An 18619-nucleotide genomic window follows, 5' to 3' on the forward strand; every position below is an offset into this window, starting at 1 on the left:
GCCGTGTCAGCGCGGCACTTCCACCTCGATGCCGCCGAGCGGGTAGTTCCAGCGCCGGTCGGACCGGGAGCCGCTCTTGCGGGCGCCCTTCAGGTTCTTCACGAACGCCCTGCGCTGGGCCGGCGTCGCCGAGCGCCACCGCAGTTCGAGGACCGGGCGCACCGGCGGGATGAGTTCGCGCAGCCGCTGTTCGTACCTGGCGAGGCTCGCCTCGTAGTCGAACGGCCGGTAGACCAGGTCGAGGTCGATGGACGGTTGCGGGCCGCCTGCCTCGTGCTGACAGGAACTCAGCCAACCGGCCAGGTGGTCCAGCCCGATCCTGATGTCGGAGGAGACCTGGTCCTGCCACTTGCCGAGGTAGGGCGCGTTCACCGCCTCCGCGGTCACCTCTTCCGGCATCACGATCAGACCGCGGACGGCGGTGCCCGACAGGGCGACGTGGATACGTGGCCAGTGTCCGCCGGCCTCGATCCGGAAGGAGGGGAAGTGGCCCGCCATGCCCATCCCCGTCCGCAGCTGGGCCCAGTTCATCGCGTCGGACGGGAGCCGCTCGGGCGAGTAGGGCCCGCTGGTGCGGTGCCCGAGGTCGCTCTCCCGCATCATGAACACGGCCTCGAACGCGTCACCGCGCAGGGCCATGCTGAGGGGGAAGTAGGCCCCGACCTCCGCCATGAAGGCCTTGCCGGTGATCAGGGCCCCGATGCTGGGCCGGTCCGCAGTCATCGCCTTCTCCTCCATCCCCTCCGTGTCGGCCTGGGCGGCACCGGGCCGGGCAGGCTGTCCAGTTCGGCCTGGACGGCGAGGGTGTCCGGGTGCTGCTCGCCCAGATGCAGCCGCCGTTTCGCCAGCACTTCCCGCAGGGCTTGCGCCGCGTCACCGTGCCGTCCGAGCCGGCGGTGCACTCGGGCCAGTCCCACCCGGGCCTCCAGGGTGTGGGGGCCGTCGGGGCCGTAGCGCCGCACGAGTAAGGGCACCAGCCGGTCGTACAGCCGCTCGGCCTCGTCCAGTTCGCCCCTGTCCGTGAGCAGGGACGCGAGGGCCGCGATCGCCTCCAGGGTGGCCGGATGGTCCGGTCCCAGGTCCCGCTCGCGTTCCGCGGTCACCGCCCGGATCAGGGCCAGGGCTTCCATCTGCCGGTTCAGATCGACCAGTACGGCCGCCCAGCCGAGCATCGCGCGCTGCGTCTCCACATACCCGGCGTCCCACAGATGCGAGCGGACGTCGACGACGAGCTGCCAGGTCCGCTCGGCCGCGACCGGATCGCCCTCGCGGTGCAGGAGGGACGCGGCCTCGGCGAGCATGTCGAGGTCGTCCTGAAGCTGAGCGGCGAAGTGGTTGGCCCAGAAGGTCTCGGACCGGTTGAGTTCTTCCTCCGGTCTCAGCAGGAGCGTGAACGCCTCGGCCGTGCCCGGCGTCTTGTCGCGTTCCCGGCTCGCCAGGTCCTCGGCCACGGAGTGCATGTAGAGGCGGTAGCCCGTGTCGTCGCGGGAAGGGACCTTGTCCAGTTCGGCGGCGAGTTCCAGGGTCCGGGTGACAGCGCGCCGCTGCCGCTCGCCGATACGGGCCATCGCCTCGATGAGCGCCGGGCGGCTGTCGTCACGGGACGGCAGCTCGACGGCGACCTCGGCCCGCAGCTCCTCGATCACGGGCTCGGACTCCGCGCGCAGCACTCCGGTCGCCGAGCCGAAGTCGTACTCCCAGTCCAGGGCCCAGGTCAGCAGGCGGCCGCCTTCGTCGCCGGCCAGGAGCAGGGCGCCGTCGGGGGCCAGCGCGACGTCGGTGACCGCGTCGGAGAAGCCGGTGAACGCCCGCAGTTCCCGGCCGGCCGTCAGGTCCCACAGGCGTGCCTGTCGGTCCTCTCCGCCCGACGCCGCGAGGAGGAAGTCCGGCGTGACGGCGAGGCTGCGCACGGCGGCGGTGTGTCCGGTGAGCACATGGACGCAACGGGTGGCGGCGACGTCCCACAGCCGGACGGTGCCGTCGGCGGAGCAGGACAGCAGGTGCCGGCCGTCCGCGCCGGGCAGGACGTCGACCACGGCGTCGGTGTGTCCGGTGAGCACCGCCGCGCACTGTCCGTCGGCGGTCCGCCAGACGCGTACGGTCGCGTCGGCGCCGCCGGTGACGACATAGCGGCCGTCCTCGCTCAGCCGTGCGGCACCGATCCACTCCTCGTGCCCGCCCAGCACCCACCGCAGTTCGCCTGCGTGCAGGTCCCAGATCTTCACCGTGACGTCCTGGCCGCGGGAGAGCCCGTACCGGTGGTCGGCGCTGACGGCCACGTCCAGCACAGCCCCGGGGTGGGCCTCCCAGCGTCCGAGGGACCGGCCGCTGGGGATGTCCCAGGCGGCGACGACGCCGTCGGCGGTCCCGGAGAGAGCCACCCGGCCGTCCTCGCTGACCGCGACGTAGTACACGCGGTCGCGGGGGCTGGTGAACAGCTGGACGATGCGCCGGTCGCGGGGCTGCCAGGCGACGACCCGGCCGTCCTCGCCCCCGGACACCGCGAGCCGGCCGTCGGCGGTCATCGCCAGGGCGTTGAGGTGTCCGGTGTGCAGGCTGAGCGTGTGCAGCAGATCCCCGGTCTCCACGTCGAAGACCCAGGCTTCGGAGTTGCCCGCGCGGGCGAGTGCGGTGGGACTGCGCCCGCTGAGTGCCAGTGCCCAGGACCGGTCGTCGTCGGGGGTGATCCGGCCCGCGGACCAGGCGTCGACGAGTGCGCTACGGCGGCCGAGGGCACCGAGCCGGCGCCACAGGCGTACGGGGTCGGTGTGGCGCCGGTGGCCGGGCAGGGCGCGGGCGGCGCGGATCAGTTCGGCCGCCTCCTCCAGCCGTCCGGCCGCGCCGTGCGTCGCCGCCTGGTCCAGCAGTTCGGCCGCTCGGACAGCGGCGGCGGTGACGTCCCCGGCCTGGTGGGGGCGGACGTAGCTCCAGGGGGCCGGTGGTCCGGCGGGCGGCAGGTGCCAAGCGCGCACCGTCCTGCCCTCGGCGGTGAGAGCGCGGTGTCCGTCCGCGCTGAGCACTACATCTTGGGCGTCGGGGGTGGACTCCAGGGAGAGGCGGCAGCGGCCCGTGGTGAGGTCCCACACCCGTGACGGCTCGGCGCGTCCGCCGCTGGAGAAGCCGACCGTGCCGTCCGTGTTCAGGGCTGTCCGGCCGTATCGGGTCTTGAGCTCCCGTGGGGCCGCATCGGAGCCGACGTCGGCCAGAAGGACGTCAGGGCTGCCGCCGGTGACCGCGGCGAGCCGGCCGTCGTCGGTGAACCGCACGCTCAGACAGGCGTGGTCGAACCGGTGGACCAGTGCGCCGGTTCGGACGTCGTGCACGGAGGTCGTCCGGCGGGTGTGGTCGACGAGGCAGCACAGTCTGCCCCGGGCGCCCAGGAAGTCGACCCTGCTCCCGAACTGCCGGACCTCCACGGGTTCGCCGGTCTCCAGGTCCCAGGTGACGACCTCGCCCTCGTACCCGCTGGTGACCGCGTGCCGCTGATCCTCCGTCAGCGCGACCGCGAGCACCCAGCTGGGGTGGCCGGGGAGTTCGAAGCCGGTGGCGGTCTCGAAGTCGAGCGCCAACGCGCGCCGGGTGTCGCCGCCGACGACCAGGACGCGTCCGTCGTCGCGGACGGCGAGTGTCTTGGCGCGGTAGGTGTCCAGGTGCAGCTCCTGGCGGCACTCCCCCGCGGGCAGGTCCCAGATCCGCAGTCCGCCCGCACCGTCCGCCGAGACTCCCGTGGTGCCGTCCGGGGTCAGGGCGAGGGCGGTGATCGGGTCGTCGTGTTCCCCGGGCAGCACCCACTGGGTCGGGGCGGGCGCGTCCTGCACCGAGGCGAGTGCGGCGGCGATCTGCGGGTCGTGGGGCATCCGCCTGGACGCGTCCCGCAGCAGTTCGGCCGCGGCGGGCGCTTCGCCCCGCTCGCGGTGCACCAGCGCCAGCAGGTAGGTGCCGTCGTCGGGGTCGCCGAACCGCACGGATTCCAGCTCGTCCACCAGTTCCGCGTCGGTGATCACACCGGTCCGCCAGCGGTGCAGTCCGCGGTTGTAGCGGGCGTGCGGGTGGTGGGGGTCCGCCCGCAGGGCGCGGGTCCACAGCTCCTCGGCGCTGTCGCGGCGGCCGAGGTCCAGCATGGACAGCGCGTGGTTGGAGAGGCTGTCGGCGAGCAGGGTGGCGGCGGACGGGGCGCGGCGGGGATAGGGGCCGAACTCGCGCCCGTACACCTCGACCAGCCGCTCGGCGAGCGGGCCGAGCCGGGAGGGGCGTGCGGCGGGGTCCTTGGCGAAGCACTCGCGCAGCACGTCAAGCATCTCGGCCGGCACCCGCTGGATCGCGCCCGGCGGCTGGGACCGGGCGAAGTCGTCGAAGGCGTCGCCGGCGGTGGTCCCGTCCCGCACCGGAGGCCCGCCCAGGAGCATTTCGAACACGGTGACCGCCCAGGACCAGACGTCCGTGGCCGGGGTGAGCCCGGAAGGTGAGCGTGCCTGCTCGGGCGAGCAGTAGGCGGGGTCCAGGCCGCCCCGGCTGACGAACGGCTCCGCGTTCCCGGCCGCACGGGCCCGGGCCAGGCCGAAGTCGGTGACCTTGACCGTGCCGTCCCGGGTCAGCATCACGTTGGCGGGCTTGACGTCCTGGTGCACGACGCCGTTCTCGTGCGCGTGCTCCAGACCCCAGGCGGCCTGGATCGCGACGTCCAGCAGCGCCGCCAACGGATCATCGCCGTACAGGGTCCGGTCGCGGACGGCTTCCGCGAGGCTGCCGCCGTCGGCCCACTCGGCGAAGACCCTGGGGACGTCCTCCAGGGTGCGCACGTAGACGCAGTTGGCGATGTGCGGGTGCAGGCCCAGCCCCACCCACACCTCCGCCTCCCGCTCGAAGTCCCCGAGCCCCTCCGGGGAGCGGATGACGGCCGGGCGCGGGGTCTTCACCGCCAGATCGATGTCCCAGCCCAGGTGGTGGACCCGGTGCACCAGCCCCAGGCCGCCGCTGCGCACCACGTCCAGGACCTCGTACAGGTCCAGGATGACGTCCCCGCGGCGCCAGGTGGCCATCGCCGTCAGTCCACCACGGCGGCGTACAGGGGTGTTCCGAGCAGCACCGACCTGCCGGTGCCGTCCGGGCTCTCGCCGTGCAGCAGCCGCTTCGCCACGAACTCGACGTGCTGTGCCGGCCAGCGCAGTCGCTCGACGGCTCGCTGAACGCGGCCCAGCGCCGCGCGATCGACGTGGTCGAGGTCGCCGTCCACCGCGTCGGCGACGTATTCGTCCTCCAGGTCGGAGGTGATCCCGAGGCCGTCAAGCATGGAGGACATCATCGAGCGCCCCACACCGTGCGCCTCGGCGTCCGGCACGTGGTCGTACACGTGCCGGTACGAGCCTCCCAGGGCGAGGACGGTGTGCTCGGTGCGCCCGCCGAAGAACACCAGGGAGGACGCGGGGTCGTCGCGGTACGCGCCCCAGCGCATCGGCAGCGATCCCCAGAAGTACTGGCCGGGTGCGTCCACCGTGCCGAGGTCGGCATGGTCGTGGAGGTGGCGGACGACCGCTTCGAGACGGGTGATCCGGTCGTTCGGCGGGCCCTCGGTGGTGCGCTTCGCCGACAGCACGGAGAGGTTCACGCCCACCTCCGTCTGCCGCCTGGCCCCGAATCCGGGGTCGATCTGCGGCAACAGCATGTCGACCTTGCTGTCGGAGATGTACACGTAGTAGCTCGGCGACACTGCCGGATCCTCCCAGGTATCGACCTTCCCAGCCTATCGATCACGACCGGGTACGGGCCATGGGGTGCGCGGGCGAAGGGAGTTGAGGGTGCGGCGACGGCGGCGGCCGGACCCGCACCGAGGGCGGGCCGCTACGGTCCCGCGTGGACGTACGCGGCCCAGATGTGCGGGTGGGGGACGCGCTCGCGCAGTTCGCGGATCGTGTCGTGCAGGGCGCGGGCGGGGCCGGGGGTGCCGGGTGCCGTCGTACGGCGGTAGAAGGCGCGGGTCACCTGGTCCGCGTGGGTGCTGTCGATCTTCCACAGGGTGCCGACCGCGGTGGGGAACCCGGCGAGCAGGAAGGAGCTCGTGATGTGGACGGCCTCGTCCGAGAGGTGCTCGGTGGTGCGGGCGGTGCCGCAGGCCGCCAGGAAGGCGAGCCGGGCCGCGCGCGGGCGGACCTGGCAGATCTCCCGGACCGAGACCTGCTCGCCGCTGGGCAGGTGGAGAAGGGCGCCCGAAGGCTCCGAGGGGTCCGTCGCCGCGTGGCAGCCGAAGTGCGCCCAGGAGGCCTCGTGCAGCGCCCCGAGCACGACGTCCCGAGTGGCCTCGGGGCCGATCAGTGTCCGGTGTGCGCCGAGGAGTCCGGAGGCGTAGTCGGCGGCGCCCACGACCCCGGGCAGCTCGTCCTCGGCCGCGGCGATCAGCAGGGCCCTGCCGTGTTCGGCGGTGCCGCGCTGCCGCGCGCGGGCCCGGGTGTACGCCAGGGTCTGCAGCCCTGGCACGTACGACGACACCACCGCGTCGAGCGCGGCGCCGCAGCCGTCGGGCGCGCAGTCGGGCGACCGGCACTCGGCGGCGTGCAGGGGCAGGGCGCCGAAGGCTCCGGTCGGCACCCACCAGATGCGCGGCCATTCGGTATCGGCGGGGACGGCGTCCGCGCAGCCGACCGCCTCCAGCACCGGGCGCACGATCTTGTGCCAGGTCCAGTCCAGCGTCCGGCGGACCGTGTTCCCGGCGGCGACGAGCTGGAGCGGGGACGGTCTGGACCCGCCTTGCGTGTTGATGGCGTCGACCGCTTCCCGCAGTTCCCGGGACTTGTCGGTGACCTCCTCGACCGTGACTTCGAGGGGCAGGGTGGTGATCGTCCGGTCGGTGACGACCAGGGCGTGGCAGTAGCGCTTGCCGCCGTGGTTGAGGACGACCACCGGGCCGTCGCCCGCGAGCCCCTTCAACTCCCCTGCGGTCAGCGGCCGTAGAAAGCCTTCGAAGCCGGGCCGGGTGCGGATGTCCCGGACGAGGTCGTCGAGCGCGCGGGAGGCGCGCAGGCCCGCGAGCCGGGCCCACTCGGCGTCACCGGGGGCGGACGTCTGGGGCCGCGCCTCGATCTGTGCCGTCAGCCGCTCGAACTCCTCGGCCAGTCCGGGATGCTGGGAGCGCAGCTCGCCGAGGTCGGCGCGGGCCTCGATCCGCCGGGTCAGCAGCAACCCGCGGCCCCGTTCCAGGAGTTCGGCGGCGCGGTCCACGTCGGGGCCCACGAGGCTGCGGTCGACGGCGGGGAGTTCGCCCGGCAGGCGGCCCGCCTGCAGTTCCCGCACCGACTCCTGCGCGGCCCTCAGATATTCCGGGAGGCGAGGGGCGACGTCACGCAGTTCGACGTTGCACAGGATCAACTCGACGATCGTTCTGATGTCGCCCTCGAACTGCGACAGGCCGTGCTCGGCCGAGGCCTGGTCGGCGCCTCGGTCGGTGAGGGCGGCCATGGCCTCGATGGCCTCTTCGAGGTGGTCCAGGGCCTGGCCGATCTGCTGCCGGCCCAGCGCGCCGGCCGCGGCGCCGATCTCGCCGTGCGCCCGCAGCCACACCGGGACGTCTGCGTCCCGCCCCGCCTGGGGTCCGGCGGTGCCGTCGACCCGGCCCAGGACGGGCGCGAGACGGGCGGCGAGGAAGTCCTGCGGAGTGCCGTCCGCGCCGGGGGTCATGTCCGGCAGGCGCCCCCGCGCGAAGAAGTCCAGGGCCGACCGCATCACGGCGGCCAGGTCGAACGGGGCGCCCTCGGGCAGCTCCTCGGCCGACAGCGCCCGGCTCACCTCGTCCGCCTCGGCGAACAGCTCCTGCGCACGCGCCGGCTCCGTCGCCCGGAGCTCGACGGCGCGCTGTGCGAGCGCCCGGGCGAGGGTCGTCGCGGCCATCACGCGCATCGGGTGTCCCGGACCGCACCGTGCGAAGGTCGCCCGGCATTCCTCGACCACGGTGTCGTCGAGGTCGGGGCGGCGACCTCCCATCGGTCCCACGGTGTCGGCGAGGTTGACGTAGACGTCGCCCATCAGGTCGTACCAGGGCCGCTCGGCGGTGGCGGGCGCGGCCTCGATGACGTCACGCATCCGGCGGGCGATCTGCCGGGCCCGCTCCAGCTGGGCGGGTTCATGGCCGAAGAGGTAGTTCTGCAGGGCGTTGTGGAACTCGGTGCGGGCCGCCAGCACTTCGCTGTCGGTCTGGGTGGGCACCGGGTCGCCCGGCCGCAGTTCCTCCAGGATCTCCGGCCCGAAGGGTGCCCCCGCGGAGGCGAGCAGGGCCGCGGCCTCCCGGGCGCCCTCCGCGTCGAAGCCGCGGAACGACAGGACCGTGAGGGCGTTCGCGAGCATGCGGTCGAAGCCGCCCGGCAGGTCGACCCCGTGTTCACGGCTCTCGCGCAGCAGCGCCACGATCTCCTCGAGGGCGGCGTAGTCGGGTGCCTGGGTGTTCTGGGCGGACAGGGCGCTGCCGAGCACGGCGGAGAGGTAGGGGCGCATCTCGTCGCCCTCGGGTGTGAGGTCGCGCAGTTCCCGGATGGCCGCGATGTCGGCGTCGAGGGTCTCGGGGCCCTCCAGCCGGACCTCGCCCATGCGGGTCAACACCTGGAGCATGCGGCCCAGTTCGGCATCCGGTACGGCCCCGGTCTCGGTCGAGGCGACGGCGACGGGCAGCGCGACGTCGAACCGGCCCTGCCGCAGCAGCTCCGACACGGGGGACCCGGCCGGGGCGGCGGCCACCGCTTCCTCGGTCAGCTCCCGGCACTCGGCCTCGAACAGCCCGGCCCGCGCGGGCGCGCCGGTGCGCAGTGCCTCGGCCCGCATTCCGGTGAGCGCGGCCAGGACGGCGACGTAGGCGTACCGATGCGGCCGGTCGGCGGGGAGGGCGGCGAGGGCGGCGCGGTAGCGGGCGATGTGCTCGTCGCCGCTGTCGTCGGGCTCGAACCCGGTGGACAGGAAGGCCAGTTCGATGTCGATGTCGGCGGGGGTGCCGTCGAGCAGGGCCTGCTGCCGGGCCTGTTCGGCCAGGCGCCGGATGAGGGGGGCAGCCCGCTCCAGGTCGGCCGGGTCCTCGCTGCGGCTCGCCTCCTGCAGTTCCCGGAAGGCGGCGAACATCTCCCGCCGCTCGTCACTCAGGGGAAGATCGTCCAGGAGGGGGAGCAGCCGCTCCAGGTCTTCGGGGGTGGCGGTGTCGGCGCTCAGCTCCTGCCACTGCCGGTAGGCGTCGAGCAGGTCCCGTTGGCGGTCGTCCAAGGCGCCGACGGAGGCGAGGAGTTCGGCTGCCTCCCTGGCCGTCTCGCCGTCCTCGCGGGCCGCCGCGAGGGCCGCGAGGGCCCGGCCGAGGGCGGTGACGACCTGGGGGCGCGCGGGGTGCAGGGCGGGTGTGGCGGCCAGGGAGGCGCGCAGCCGTCGTACGGCGCAGGCGACGCGGCCCGGGTCGTTCTCGGAGACACCGGCATCGGCGATGACCGAGCCCACCCGCAGGTCGAACTCGCCGGGCCAGGTGACCGGCAGGGTGTGGAGGTGGCGCAGCTGGCCCAGTCCCTCGGCGGTCTCCGGCAGGAGGGTGCCCTGCGGGAGCGCCGCGATCAGCTCTTCTACGACGCCGAGCGGGGGCGTGCCGAGCAGCCGGCAGGTGTCGGTCAGGGTGCGCAGGGCGGGCGCGGCGGCGGCCTGCACGAGAGCGGGGTCGAGAGCGGCGGGGGCGAGGGCACTCAGACGCGCGCACACCGCACGGGCGTAGCGCACGGCCACCAGCAGCGCGTCCGGGTCCGCCAGGAGTTTGAAGCGCTCGACGTGGAGTTCGAGGGCGTGGACCGTCAACTCCAGGAATCCGGCGTGGTCTTCGTCGGGCACGGCCTCGGACGCCGATTCCGACCAGGCGATCGCGGCGGCGAGCGCGGCGGGCCGCCCCTCCTGCGGACCGGTGGCCGCGGCGTCGGCGTGCGCCCTGCTCACCAGGTAGGCGAAGCTCGCCTCGTTCGAGGGGTCGGCGGGATCGAAGCGCTCCACGAGGACCTCCGGCAGCCCGGCTTCCGCGGGCAGTCGCGGGCACAGGTGTACGAAGGTGCCGACGATGACGGACAGATTCTGCTCCGCCTCCGGATCCTCGTCGCCCAGGTGCCGGAACCAGAAGGTCCAGAAGACCTGGACGACCGACTCCAGATCGACCGGCGCCTCCGGCGCGGGCGCGGCCTGCCGCAGCAGGGCCAGCGCGTCGGCCACCGCCTCCGGATCCCTCAACGGCGCGGGATCGCGGGTGTTCTGAGCCGTGACGAGACGGGAGACCACTCGGCCGCGAAGCTCGGTCATAGATCGTTACATTAGTCTGACTGAAAGTCAGAAGGCAGTGATTCTCCGTACGTTGAGGGAGGCCGCCGTGGGGGACGGGGCGAACGCGCGCAAACAGTACGAGGACGCGGTGGAGTACCTGTGCCGGCATGCGGAGGAGCTGCGCCCACTCGTCCCCGACGCCGTCTGGGACGCGGCGTTGCCGGTCGTACGGGACGCGGATCCGGCCGGCGACGCCTGGCGCAACGCCGTACGCGAGCTGCACGAAGCCGTCAAGGCGGGTGGGGTCCCCAACGGGCTGGGGCTGCCCGCCGTGATGGGAGTGGGCGACTGGCCCGGCCGCCGGAGACCACGGGCGTCCGGCTGGGTCTGTCCGAAGCAGAACCGTTGCGGCCGCATCGAGTTGCGCGACGGGGCCGCCACCCCCACCCCGGCCTGTGCGTTGGGCGGCGCCGAGATGCGTCCGGTGGGCGGCTGACGGCGGTGGGGCTTCTCATCGAGCTGCAGAAGCGGATACCCGACGGCTGGTTCCTGCGACGGCTGCTGCCCGCCGTGCTGTTCTTCGTGGTCGCGGTCGTCGGCGGCGGCGAGCTGGGGCACGCCCACTGGGACGACGTGTCCCTGGCACGGGAGAAGATCGCCGACGCGCTGCGGAGCGGCGGTGGTCCGTCCGCGGACACCGCGGCCTCGCTCGTGCTCTTCGCGGTGCCGGTCGTCGCGGCGGCGTTCGCGGTGCCCTATGCCGCTTCCGGGGTAGGGGCGTTGGCCGCCGGGGCCTGGCCGTGGTGGCTGATGCCGGTGGGCGATCTCGTGACCAGGTGGCGGCGGCGCCGCTGGATGGAGCCGGACGAGCTGGCCAGGAGGTCCCTTCGGGCGAGTGCCGACGGCAACGCACTGCGGGCCGCCCGGCTCGACGTGCGCAGGGCCGCCGCCCTCGAGAACGGCCGGCCCGGGTCACCCACCTGGTCCGGGGACCGCTTCCATCGCACCGAGGAGACGATCAGACAGCAGGGCGACGACCTCGTCACCGGCTGGACCGCCCTCATCCTGGGTGCCCAGGACCCGCCCCGCGCCGCCCTGGCCGAGGCCCGCGACGCCTACGACGCGGCGTGCGAGGCCCTCGTGTGGAGCGCGGCGTTCACGGTCCTCGGCGCGTGGTGGTGGCCCGCGGCACCGGTCGGCGTCCTGCTGGGCCTGGCGTCATGGCGCGCGCTGCGGCACGCGGTGGAGGCGCTGTGCCGGACGACGGAGGCGGCGTTCACCTTGAGGGCGACGCAGCCTCCGCCCGCTCAGCCCTGAGGGGGCGAACTTCTGGAGTGACGTTTCACGGCAGGACACCAGGTACGGGGAGAACACATGGCGGAGGTTGCGGTTCCCGGGCCGGAGCCGGACTGGGGACGGGCGGCGGGATATGGGGGCGGAAAGGGCAACCCGGCCCTGCAAGCCAGCGTGTGGGAGTACGCGGCGGGAGCCTTCCGGCTGGTCGCGGGCCTGTCGCCGTCCCTGGAAGCCCTGGCCGCACGACTGCGATTGGACATCGAGCGGGGATGGGAGGATCTGGGCGCGGTGGAGGGGCCCTCACCTTCGTCGGTGACACCGAGACCGGCTTCACCGACCTGCGGGACAACGTCGGGTCCTGAGGACGAAGGACTCCATGGCGCTGATGCCCTTCAGGTATCAGCGGCGTCGAAAGAGGTCTTGGACGGGGAGGCACCCCTGGAATCAGGCTGGTCATCGCACGCACCAGCCTACGAATGACAGGAACCCCACCATGAAGATCTTCCTCACCGGCGGATCCGGATACCTCGGCAAAGCCACGCTCAGCGCGCTGGTCCGCGCGGGGCACTCCGTGGAGGCGCTGGCCCGCAACGACCGCGCCGCCGACACCGTCCGCTCCCTCGGGGCGACGCCGGTGCGCGGCGGGCTGGCCGACCTCGGGGTGCTCAACGCGGCCGCGGCCCGCGCCGAAGCGGTCGTGCACCTGGCGCAGGCCGAGACCGGCGACGAGGACCTCGCCGCCGCCACCGCCATGCAGGACGGCATCGGCACCGGCCCGTATGTGCACACCGGCGGCACCTGGGTCTACGGCGACACCGACGGGGTCGCGGACGAGACCGCCCCCTGGAACCCCCCGTCCGTGGTCGCCTGGCGCAGGTCCGTCGAGGACACCGTCCTGCGACGCGCCCGCGAGGGTGGCCGGCCGGTCGTGGTGCAGCCTGGTCTGCTGTACGGCCGCGAGAACCGTCTGATCGACATCTTCTACGGCGTTCCGGGCCGGGCAGCCGGCGCCGTCCCCTACATCGGCGACGGCGCGAACCGCTGGGCGCTGGTGCACGTCGACGACATCGCGACGCTGTACGTCGCCGCTCTCAAGGCGAAGCCCGGTTCGGTGTACGTGGGCGTGGGCGGGGTGAACCCGACCGCCAAGGAGTGCTCGCTGGCCGTCGCCCGCTCGGTCGGCCTGGACGGCAAGGTGGTCTCGATCACGCTGGAGCGGGCACGCGAGCAGATGGGCCCGATCGCGGACGCCTTCGCCCTGGACCAGCAGCTCACCCCGGCACGCGCCGAGGCCGAGCTGGGGTGGGTCCCCGTACACACCGACCCGCTGGCCGTCCTTGCCGGCGGCGCGTGAGCGGGCAGGGAAAGGGGCGGTGTCGGCGGCGGCAGGCCACCGGCTCGCCTCTCGGTAGATTGGTAGCCGGCTGTCCCACTCGTTTCACGGTCCCGCAGGGGCGACGAGAAGTCGCTCCAGGACGGCGGGCCGCCCCGGAGACGAACAGGAAGTGAGCGGTGAGTCCGGGTGGATCTTGACCTGCGAAAGCTCCGGTACTTCGTGGCCGTCGCCGAGGAGCTCCACTTCGGACGCGCCGCCGAGCGGCTGCACATCGCGCAGCCGGTGCTGTCCCGGCAGATCCGCAGCCTGGAGGACGAGCTGGGCGTCGAGGTCTTCGACCGTGACCGGCGCGGCACGCTGCTGACCCCGGCCGGCGAGCAGTTGCTGCAGGACGCCGTCCCGCTGCTCGCCTCGGCACAGGCACTGCTGCGGCGGGCGAAGGCCGCAGCGCGGGACACCCCCACGCTGACCATCGGCTTCATGCCCGGCATCACCCTCACCCCGGCCACGGCCGCCTTCTCCACCGTCCGGCCCGGCGTCAACGTACGCCTGCTGCGCACCAGTTGGGACGACCAGGTGGACGTACTGCTCGACGGCCGGGCGGACATCGGCGTCGTACGACTGCCCATCGACCCGTACGGCCTCCAGGTGCGGCCCCTGTTCACCGAGCCCCGGCTCGTCATGCTCCCGGCGGGACACCGTCTGGCGGACCGGGCGTCGGTCACCGTCCACGACCTCGCCGGCGAGCACCTGCTCCAAGACCCCGATGCCGTACCCGAGTGGCGGGACGTGGCGCTGGAACTGCGTGAGAGGCGACGCCCCGAGGTCCCGGCGATCCATCAGGTGGAGGAGAAGCTGGAGCTGGTCGCCTCCGGTGCCGGAATCTGCGTACTGCCCTCGTCCACCGCCGGCTTCTACACCCGCCCCGACGTGATCGCGGTGCCCGTGGCGGACATCGGCCCCAACGAAGTGGCCCTGGCGTGGGTGGCGGCCCGCCGCTCCCCGCTCATCCACGACTTCGCCGAGGCGGCCGCGAGAACTCTGGGCCGGACTCGACCGTATTGATGTTCGTACCCCCGCCCTCCACGTGCAGCGTATGGCCATGCCCCGAGGCCACCGTCACGTCCCCGACGGCCGCGGCTGTTCGGGGGGTACCGAGCTCTCGGCGACCGACATCCACTGGTCCAGGTCGGCCTGGGTGAACTCCGTCCATGGAGGGATCTCGGGGAGCCGGCGAAGGAAGTCGTAGGCCTCGGAGATCTTGGTGCCTCGCAGGACCGGGCAATGACAGCCGGCGACGGCCTCGGCGTTCAGGCGTTGGAAGTCGTCCACGACCGTCCGGAACTTCTGGCTGTCCAGCAGCGCCACCCAGGGTGAGACCAGCCGTCCGCCGAAGAACTGGCCGTCGCGGAATTCGTCCGTGGACAACGTCACTACGTCCGGTATCGGGGTGGGCACGTTGGTGGCGAAGGTGTCGACGGCCCACAAAACGCTGGTCCTCGAATCGAAGAGGGCGCGCGTTGTGGGGTTGTCGTACAGAGGTGGACGTTTGGCGACCAGGGTGCGGTCACCCACGTCTGGTCAGCAGGGTCGCGTTCGGGCATTGGGCGAGGACCGCCAAGAGGTTGCCGGCGTGGTCGCGGTCGTCGCGGGTGAGGAAGATCCACCGTACGTCCAGAGGATCCACGATGGACCAGGCCGCCTCCAGCCACTGGGAGCGCACCGCGGGCGCCCATGGTGTCCACCAGAACCGGCTCGGCTCCCCGGATCACCATCGAGTTCATCGGAAAATGGCCGACCGGCGGTGCCTCGAGGGCCCATGGGATGACGAACGTCTCCTCGGCGATCTTGAACGACAAACGCAGAACGATGTCCACGTTCACGGCCCGGGATCGACGCCGTCATCCCCCTCGCGACCGGCTGCAAGGAAGGAGATCAGGGAACCGTCTCCGCGGACGCGTCGTGGTCTCGTACATAGACGGTGACCCGCGCCCCGTTGACCTGCGATGTTGCGGACTCCCGGAAGTAGCGCCGCAGGGTGCTCGTCTTCGCCGCCTCCTGCGGACCGGCCGGCGAGCGCGCACCCGTCGCGCGGACGGCGACGATCCGGTCGAACTCCAGCATGCGGGCCGCTATGTCCTGAGCGGGTAGCTCGACACCGGCCAGCGTGTTCGACGAGACAGGGTCCTGGGCGAGGGCCAGATCTGTCAGGTGACGGGTGTCCGCGGGGCTGGCCGCGGTGAGGATGCGGTGTTGGCCGGAGAGGTAGAGCAGCCCGTCGCCAGGACGGCCTTCGTCGCGTACGGCGGCGGCGATGGCTGTGGCGTCGTTGCTTCGGGCCTGGGGTGTTCTCAGCGCCAGGCTGAGCGGGACGAGTGCGGCCAGTGCGGCAGCGGCCGCGATCCCCGCGGTACGGCGAAACCGCGGACGCCGGATGCAGTAGTCGATCAACGCGCCGAGCAGCAAGGCGCATCCGATGTCGCTGTAGAGCACGTACCGGTCGACGAAAAGCGGCTTCACCAGCGAGGCGATCAGCAGCACAAGGCCCGGAAGCACAAGGATCGGCACCGCCAGCGTGGAAAGCCGCACCGGTCTCCTGCTCGCAAGAGGCGCCCGGGCACACGCCACGCCCACGACCGCGGCGAGCAGGAAGTAGCCGGGCCGCACCGGCCCGTCCATCCAGGACAGTTGCCCCGACTGCCCCACGCTGAGGATCGCCAGCGGCAACAGGCCGGCCACCACGCCCGCGGCCGCGACACTCCAAGCCGTGAGCACCGGTCGTGGGACACGGGAGACGACGAGCGTGACGCCGTGTGCGGCCAGGGCGAGGACCGCGAACTCGTGCAGCAGGCAGGCCAGGAGCATGGTGCAGCCATAGACCGCCCACCGCCACCGGGTGCGCTGCCGGACGCCGGTCACCAGCGCATAGGTGGCCCAGGTGACCAGGGCGCACACCATGGCATAGGAGCGGCCTTCCTGCGCGTACTTCTGCACCTGGGGAAGGAGCGGGAACACCAGTCCCGCCAGCAGGCCGACGCGAGGTCCCGCGAGGCGCAGTCCCACGAGCCCGACCCCGCTCGCCGCGAGGCATGTTGCCAGCACGGACGGCAGCCGCAGAGTCAGCAGCCCGCCGCCTGCAAGAGCGAAGATCTCGTGCATGAGGGCGTAGTAGACGGCATGGACCAGGTCGACGTGCCGGGCGGTGAGCCAGATCTGCGCAAGGTCGCGGTGCGCGAGCTGATAGGTGACGGCTTCGTCCCCCCACAGGGTGTTCTGCCTGCGGATGCCCCACAGCCCCAGCGCCATCGCCAGGGCCAACGGCGCGCTGACGACAACTGCTGTGGCCCGGCTTGGCGTTGGTCGACGTAGGGGAAGGAAAACTGTTCTGGCCGGGGCGGGGCCACGTGTGGCAACGGACATCGGCGACGGGTCCTTTCAGCGGGAGCGCAAAGCCCCGTCAGCGTGCACGGACCTCGTTGACCGGATGCTGATCCAACCTGACCGGCCGATCAGGAAGGCGGACCGGTGCTGTGCGAGGCTGCACGGCATGCGCATCCTGGTGGTCGAAGACGAAATGGACCTTGCCCACACCCTGCACACCGGCCTGAGCGCCGAGGGCTACAGCGTCGACCTCGCCCACGACGGCCGGCAGGGGCTGTGGATGGCCCGTACCGGCGAATACGCCCTGGTCGTCCTGGACTTGATGCTGCCCGGACTCAACGGCTACAAGGTCTGCGCCCAACTGCGCCGGGAAGGCAACTCCACCCCCATCCTGGTGCTCACCGCCAAGGACGGCGACTGGGACCAGGCAGAGGCCCTGGACACGGGGGCCGACGACTACCTGGCCAAACCCTTCTCCTACGTGGTGCTCGTCGCACGTCTGCGGGCCCTGGTCAGACGGGCCGCCACGGTCGCCCCGACCGTCCTCGCCGTGGGCGACCTCTCACTGGACGTCGCCGGCCGGATCTGTCGCCGGGCCGGGGTCCGGGTGGAACTCACCCCCCGGGAGTTCGCCGTACTCGAACTGCTCGCGCGACGGGCGGGCCAGGCGGTCTCCAAGGCGGATCTGCTGTATCACGCGTGGCCCGACGAAGCCTGGGATCCCAACCTGGTGGAGGCCCGGGTCAGCGCCCTGCGCAAGAAGGTGGACGCCGCGTTCCACCGGCAGTCCCTGCAGACCGTGCGCGGCATCGGGTACCGGCTGGTGGACGACCGTGACCGCGACTGAGCCGCGGCGCCGCTGGTGGCCGCGTTCGGTACGAGCCCGCGCGGCCCTGGCCGCCGCCGTCACCGCCGCCGTGATCCTCACCGGCATCGGCTGGTGGGTACATCACGAGGTCTACCGCCAGAGCACGCAGATCGCCGAGGAACAGGCCCGCAAGCATCTCCTCGCCCTCGTCGACCAGTTGAACGACGGGGTGGTTCCCGTACGCAGAAGCGCCGTGCCGTACGAGGTCGTCGCGACCGGCCGACGCTCCGCTGTCGCCTCCGGAGGCGGCATGGACAACTTCACTGACGGCACCCGCCATGTGCTGCCGGCCCCTTCCGCGCCCTCTGCCCCCGTGGACGACACCGCGGAATGGTCCTACACGGTCCGGCCGCTGCGCATACCCGTGCGCCGCGACTATGACCCCGGGAACGAATTCGACCTGGCCGGCGGGACCTACCCGGTCCTGTACGCCGATGTCCGTGCCACTGACCTGAGCGGCCACAAAGCCGCCGCTCTGGGCGTGCGGCCCGATGCCACGCTACGGGCCTATGTGGTCGTGCTCCCCGACACGGCCGAGGCGATCACCCGCACCACCGACGGCCTGCTGCTGCGGGCCGGACTCGTCGGGCTCGTACTGATCGCCGCCGCCGCGTACTTCACCGTCCGCATCGCGCTGCGGCCGGTCGAGGCCATCCGCGTCCTCACCGCCTCGGTCACCCCGAACGACCCTCGCGAACGCGTCACCGTCCCCGCGACCGGCCACGAGATCGCCGCCCTGGCCACCACCATCAACGCCACTCTGCAACGCCTCGACACCGCCGCCGCCCAGCAACGCCGTTTCGTCGCGGACGCCGCCCACGAACTGCGCAGCCCCCTCACCACGCTGCTCACCAGCCTGGAAGTCGCACTCGCCTACCCGGAGCGCACCGACTGGCCCGCCGCGGCCACCACCGCCGCACGGCAGACCCGCCGCCTCCAGGCCCTCGCCGAAGACCTGCTGCTCCTCGCCCGCCTCGACACCCGCACCCCCACCACCACCGACCTCGAAACCGTCGACCTGACCGCCCTCTCCGGCCGGCTCGCCGAGCAATACCCCCTCACCGAACGGCCGTTGACCCTCACCTGCGACAGCACCGCCCCCGCATACGTGCGCGGAAATCCCGACGAATACGAACGCCTGCTGCGCAACCTGGTCGACAACGCCGCCCGCCACGCCACGCACCGCATCCAGATCACGGTCCGAACTGAAGCTGAGGGGGTCATCCTCACCGTGCACGACGACGGCCCCGGCATCCCCGCCGAGCACACCGAGCGCATCTTCGAACGCTTCGTCCGTCTCGACGACGCCCGCTCCCGGGACCACGGCGGCACCGGCCTGGGCCTCGCCATCGCCCGCGACCTGGCCCACCGCCACCACGGCACCCTGACCCTCACCCCCCGGACCCTGGGGGCGTGCTTCGAACTACGCCTCCCCCGATCCCCCACCCCGGCCGAGAAATAACGTCCTTGCCCGCGCCGGCCTGCGC

The 18619-nt window shown here is 72.5% G+C and carries 13 protein-coding genes; 6 read left to right on the forward strand and 7 right to left on the reverse strand.

From position 1 onward, the window contains the following. Positions 1-6: 6 nt before the first annotated feature. The 4 genes from ACFUO4_RS30410 to ACFUO4_RS30425 all read right to left on the reverse strand — a co-directional run bounded on the left by ACFUO4_RS30410 (position 7) and on the right by ACFUO4_RS30425 (position 10290). Positions 7-723 (reverse strand): hypothetical protein, encoded by a 717-nt coding sequence (locus ACFUO4_RS30410; protein ID WP_383490882.1) that lies wholly within the window; start codon positions 721-723, stop codon positions 7-9. After that, on the reverse strand, positions 720-5039 hold the full coding sequence (locus ACFUO4_RS30415; RefSeq protein ID WP_383490884.1) for a protein kinase: 4320 nt from the start codon (positions 5037-5039) through the stop codon (positions 720-722). The genes ACFUO4_RS30410 and ACFUO4_RS30415 overlap by 4 nt, the downstream gene beginning before the upstream one ends. Positions 5040-5044: 5 nt before the next feature. Continuing rightward, positions 5045-5707 (reverse strand): DUF7019 family protein, encoded by a 663-nt coding sequence (locus tag ACFUO4_RS30420; RefSeq protein ID WP_383490886.1) that lies wholly within the window; start codon positions 5705-5707, stop codon positions 5045-5047. A 131-nt stretch (positions 5708-5838) separates the two neighbouring features. Beyond that, positions 5839-10290 carry a CHAT domain-containing protein gene (locus tag ACFUO4_RS30425; RefSeq protein WP_383490888.1) on the reverse strand — a complete coding sequence of 1484 codons (4452 nt, stop codon included), beginning with the start codon at positions 10288-10290 and terminating at the stop codon, positions 5839-5841. Between the two features lie 67 nt (positions 10291-10357). Between ACFUO4_RS30425 and ACFUO4_RS30430 the strand changes: the two genes are divergently transcribed. The 4 genes from ACFUO4_RS30430 to ACFUO4_RS30445 all read left to right on the forward strand — a co-directional run bounded on the left by ACFUO4_RS30430 (position 10358) and on the right by ACFUO4_RS30445 (position 13948). After that, on the forward strand, positions 10358-10747 hold the full coding sequence (locus ACFUO4_RS30430) for a hypothetical protein (RefSeq protein ID WP_383490890.1): 390 nt from the start codon (positions 10358-10360) through the stop codon (positions 10745-10747). A gap of 5 nt (positions 10748-10752) precedes the next feature. Further along, positions 10753-11568, forward strand: a complete 816-nt coding sequence (locus tag ACFUO4_RS30435; RefSeq protein WP_383490892.1) for a hypothetical protein — start codon at positions 10753-10755, stop codon at positions 11566-11568. A gap of 472 nt (positions 11569-12040) precedes the next feature. Then, positions 12041-12901, forward strand: coding sequence for an NAD-dependent epimerase/dehydratase family protein (locus tag ACFUO4_RS30440; RefSeq protein ID WP_383490894.1), 861 nt, complete (start codon positions 12041-12043; stop codon positions 12899-12901). Positions 12902-13069: 168 nt separating this feature from the next. Then, entirely contained in the window at positions 13070-13948 is an 879-nt protein-coding gene (locus ACFUO4_RS30445; RefSeq protein ID WP_383490896.1) for a LysR family transcriptional regulator, read from the forward strand. Between the two features lie 54 nt (positions 13949-14002). On the opposite strand, the gene ACFUO4_RS30450 is transcribed toward ACFUO4_RS30445, so the two are convergent. From ACFUO4_RS30450 to ACFUO4_RS30460, 3 genes are all read right to left on the reverse strand, one after another. Continuing rightward, complete coding sequence (locus ACFUO4_RS30450) at positions 14003-14458, reverse strand: hypothetical protein (RefSeq protein ID WP_383490898.1); 456 nt, start codon at positions 14456-14458, stop codon at positions 14003-14005. After that, positions 14451-14606: a hypothetical protein gene (locus ACFUO4_RS30455; RefSeq protein WP_383490900.1), complete on the reverse strand. Its 156-nt coding sequence runs from the start codon at positions 14604-14606 to the stop codon at positions 14451-14453. The genes ACFUO4_RS30450 and ACFUO4_RS30455 overlap by 8 nt, the downstream gene beginning before the upstream one ends. A 212-nt stretch (positions 14607-14818) precedes the next feature. After that, on the reverse strand, positions 14819-16303 hold the full coding sequence (locus ACFUO4_RS30460; RefSeq protein ID WP_383490902.1) for a hypothetical protein: 1485 nt from the start codon (positions 16301-16303) through the stop codon (positions 14819-14821). Between the two features lie 127 nt (positions 16304-16430). Between ACFUO4_RS30460 and ACFUO4_RS30465 the strand changes: the two genes are divergently transcribed. Then, the gene (locus tag ACFUO4_RS30465) at positions 16431-17111 is read left to right on the forward strand and encodes a response regulator transcription factor (RefSeq protein WP_383490904.1); all 681 of its coding nucleotides are present in this window, start codon (positions 16431-16433) and stop codon (positions 17109-17111) included. Beyond that, on the forward strand, positions 17098-18594 hold the full coding sequence (locus ACFUO4_RS30470; protein ID WP_383490906.1) for a sensor histidine kinase: 1497 nt from the start codon (positions 17098-17100) through the stop codon (positions 18592-18594). Before ACFUO4_RS30465 ends, ACFUO4_RS30470 begins: the two co-directional genes overlap by 14 nt. Positions 18595-18619 lie beyond the last annotated feature (25 nt).

Source organism: Streptomyces sp. NPDC057280 (assembly GCF_042668605.1).
Taxonomy (GTDB): domain Bacteria; phylum Actinomycetota; class Actinomycetes; order Streptomycetales; family Streptomycetaceae; genus Streptomyces.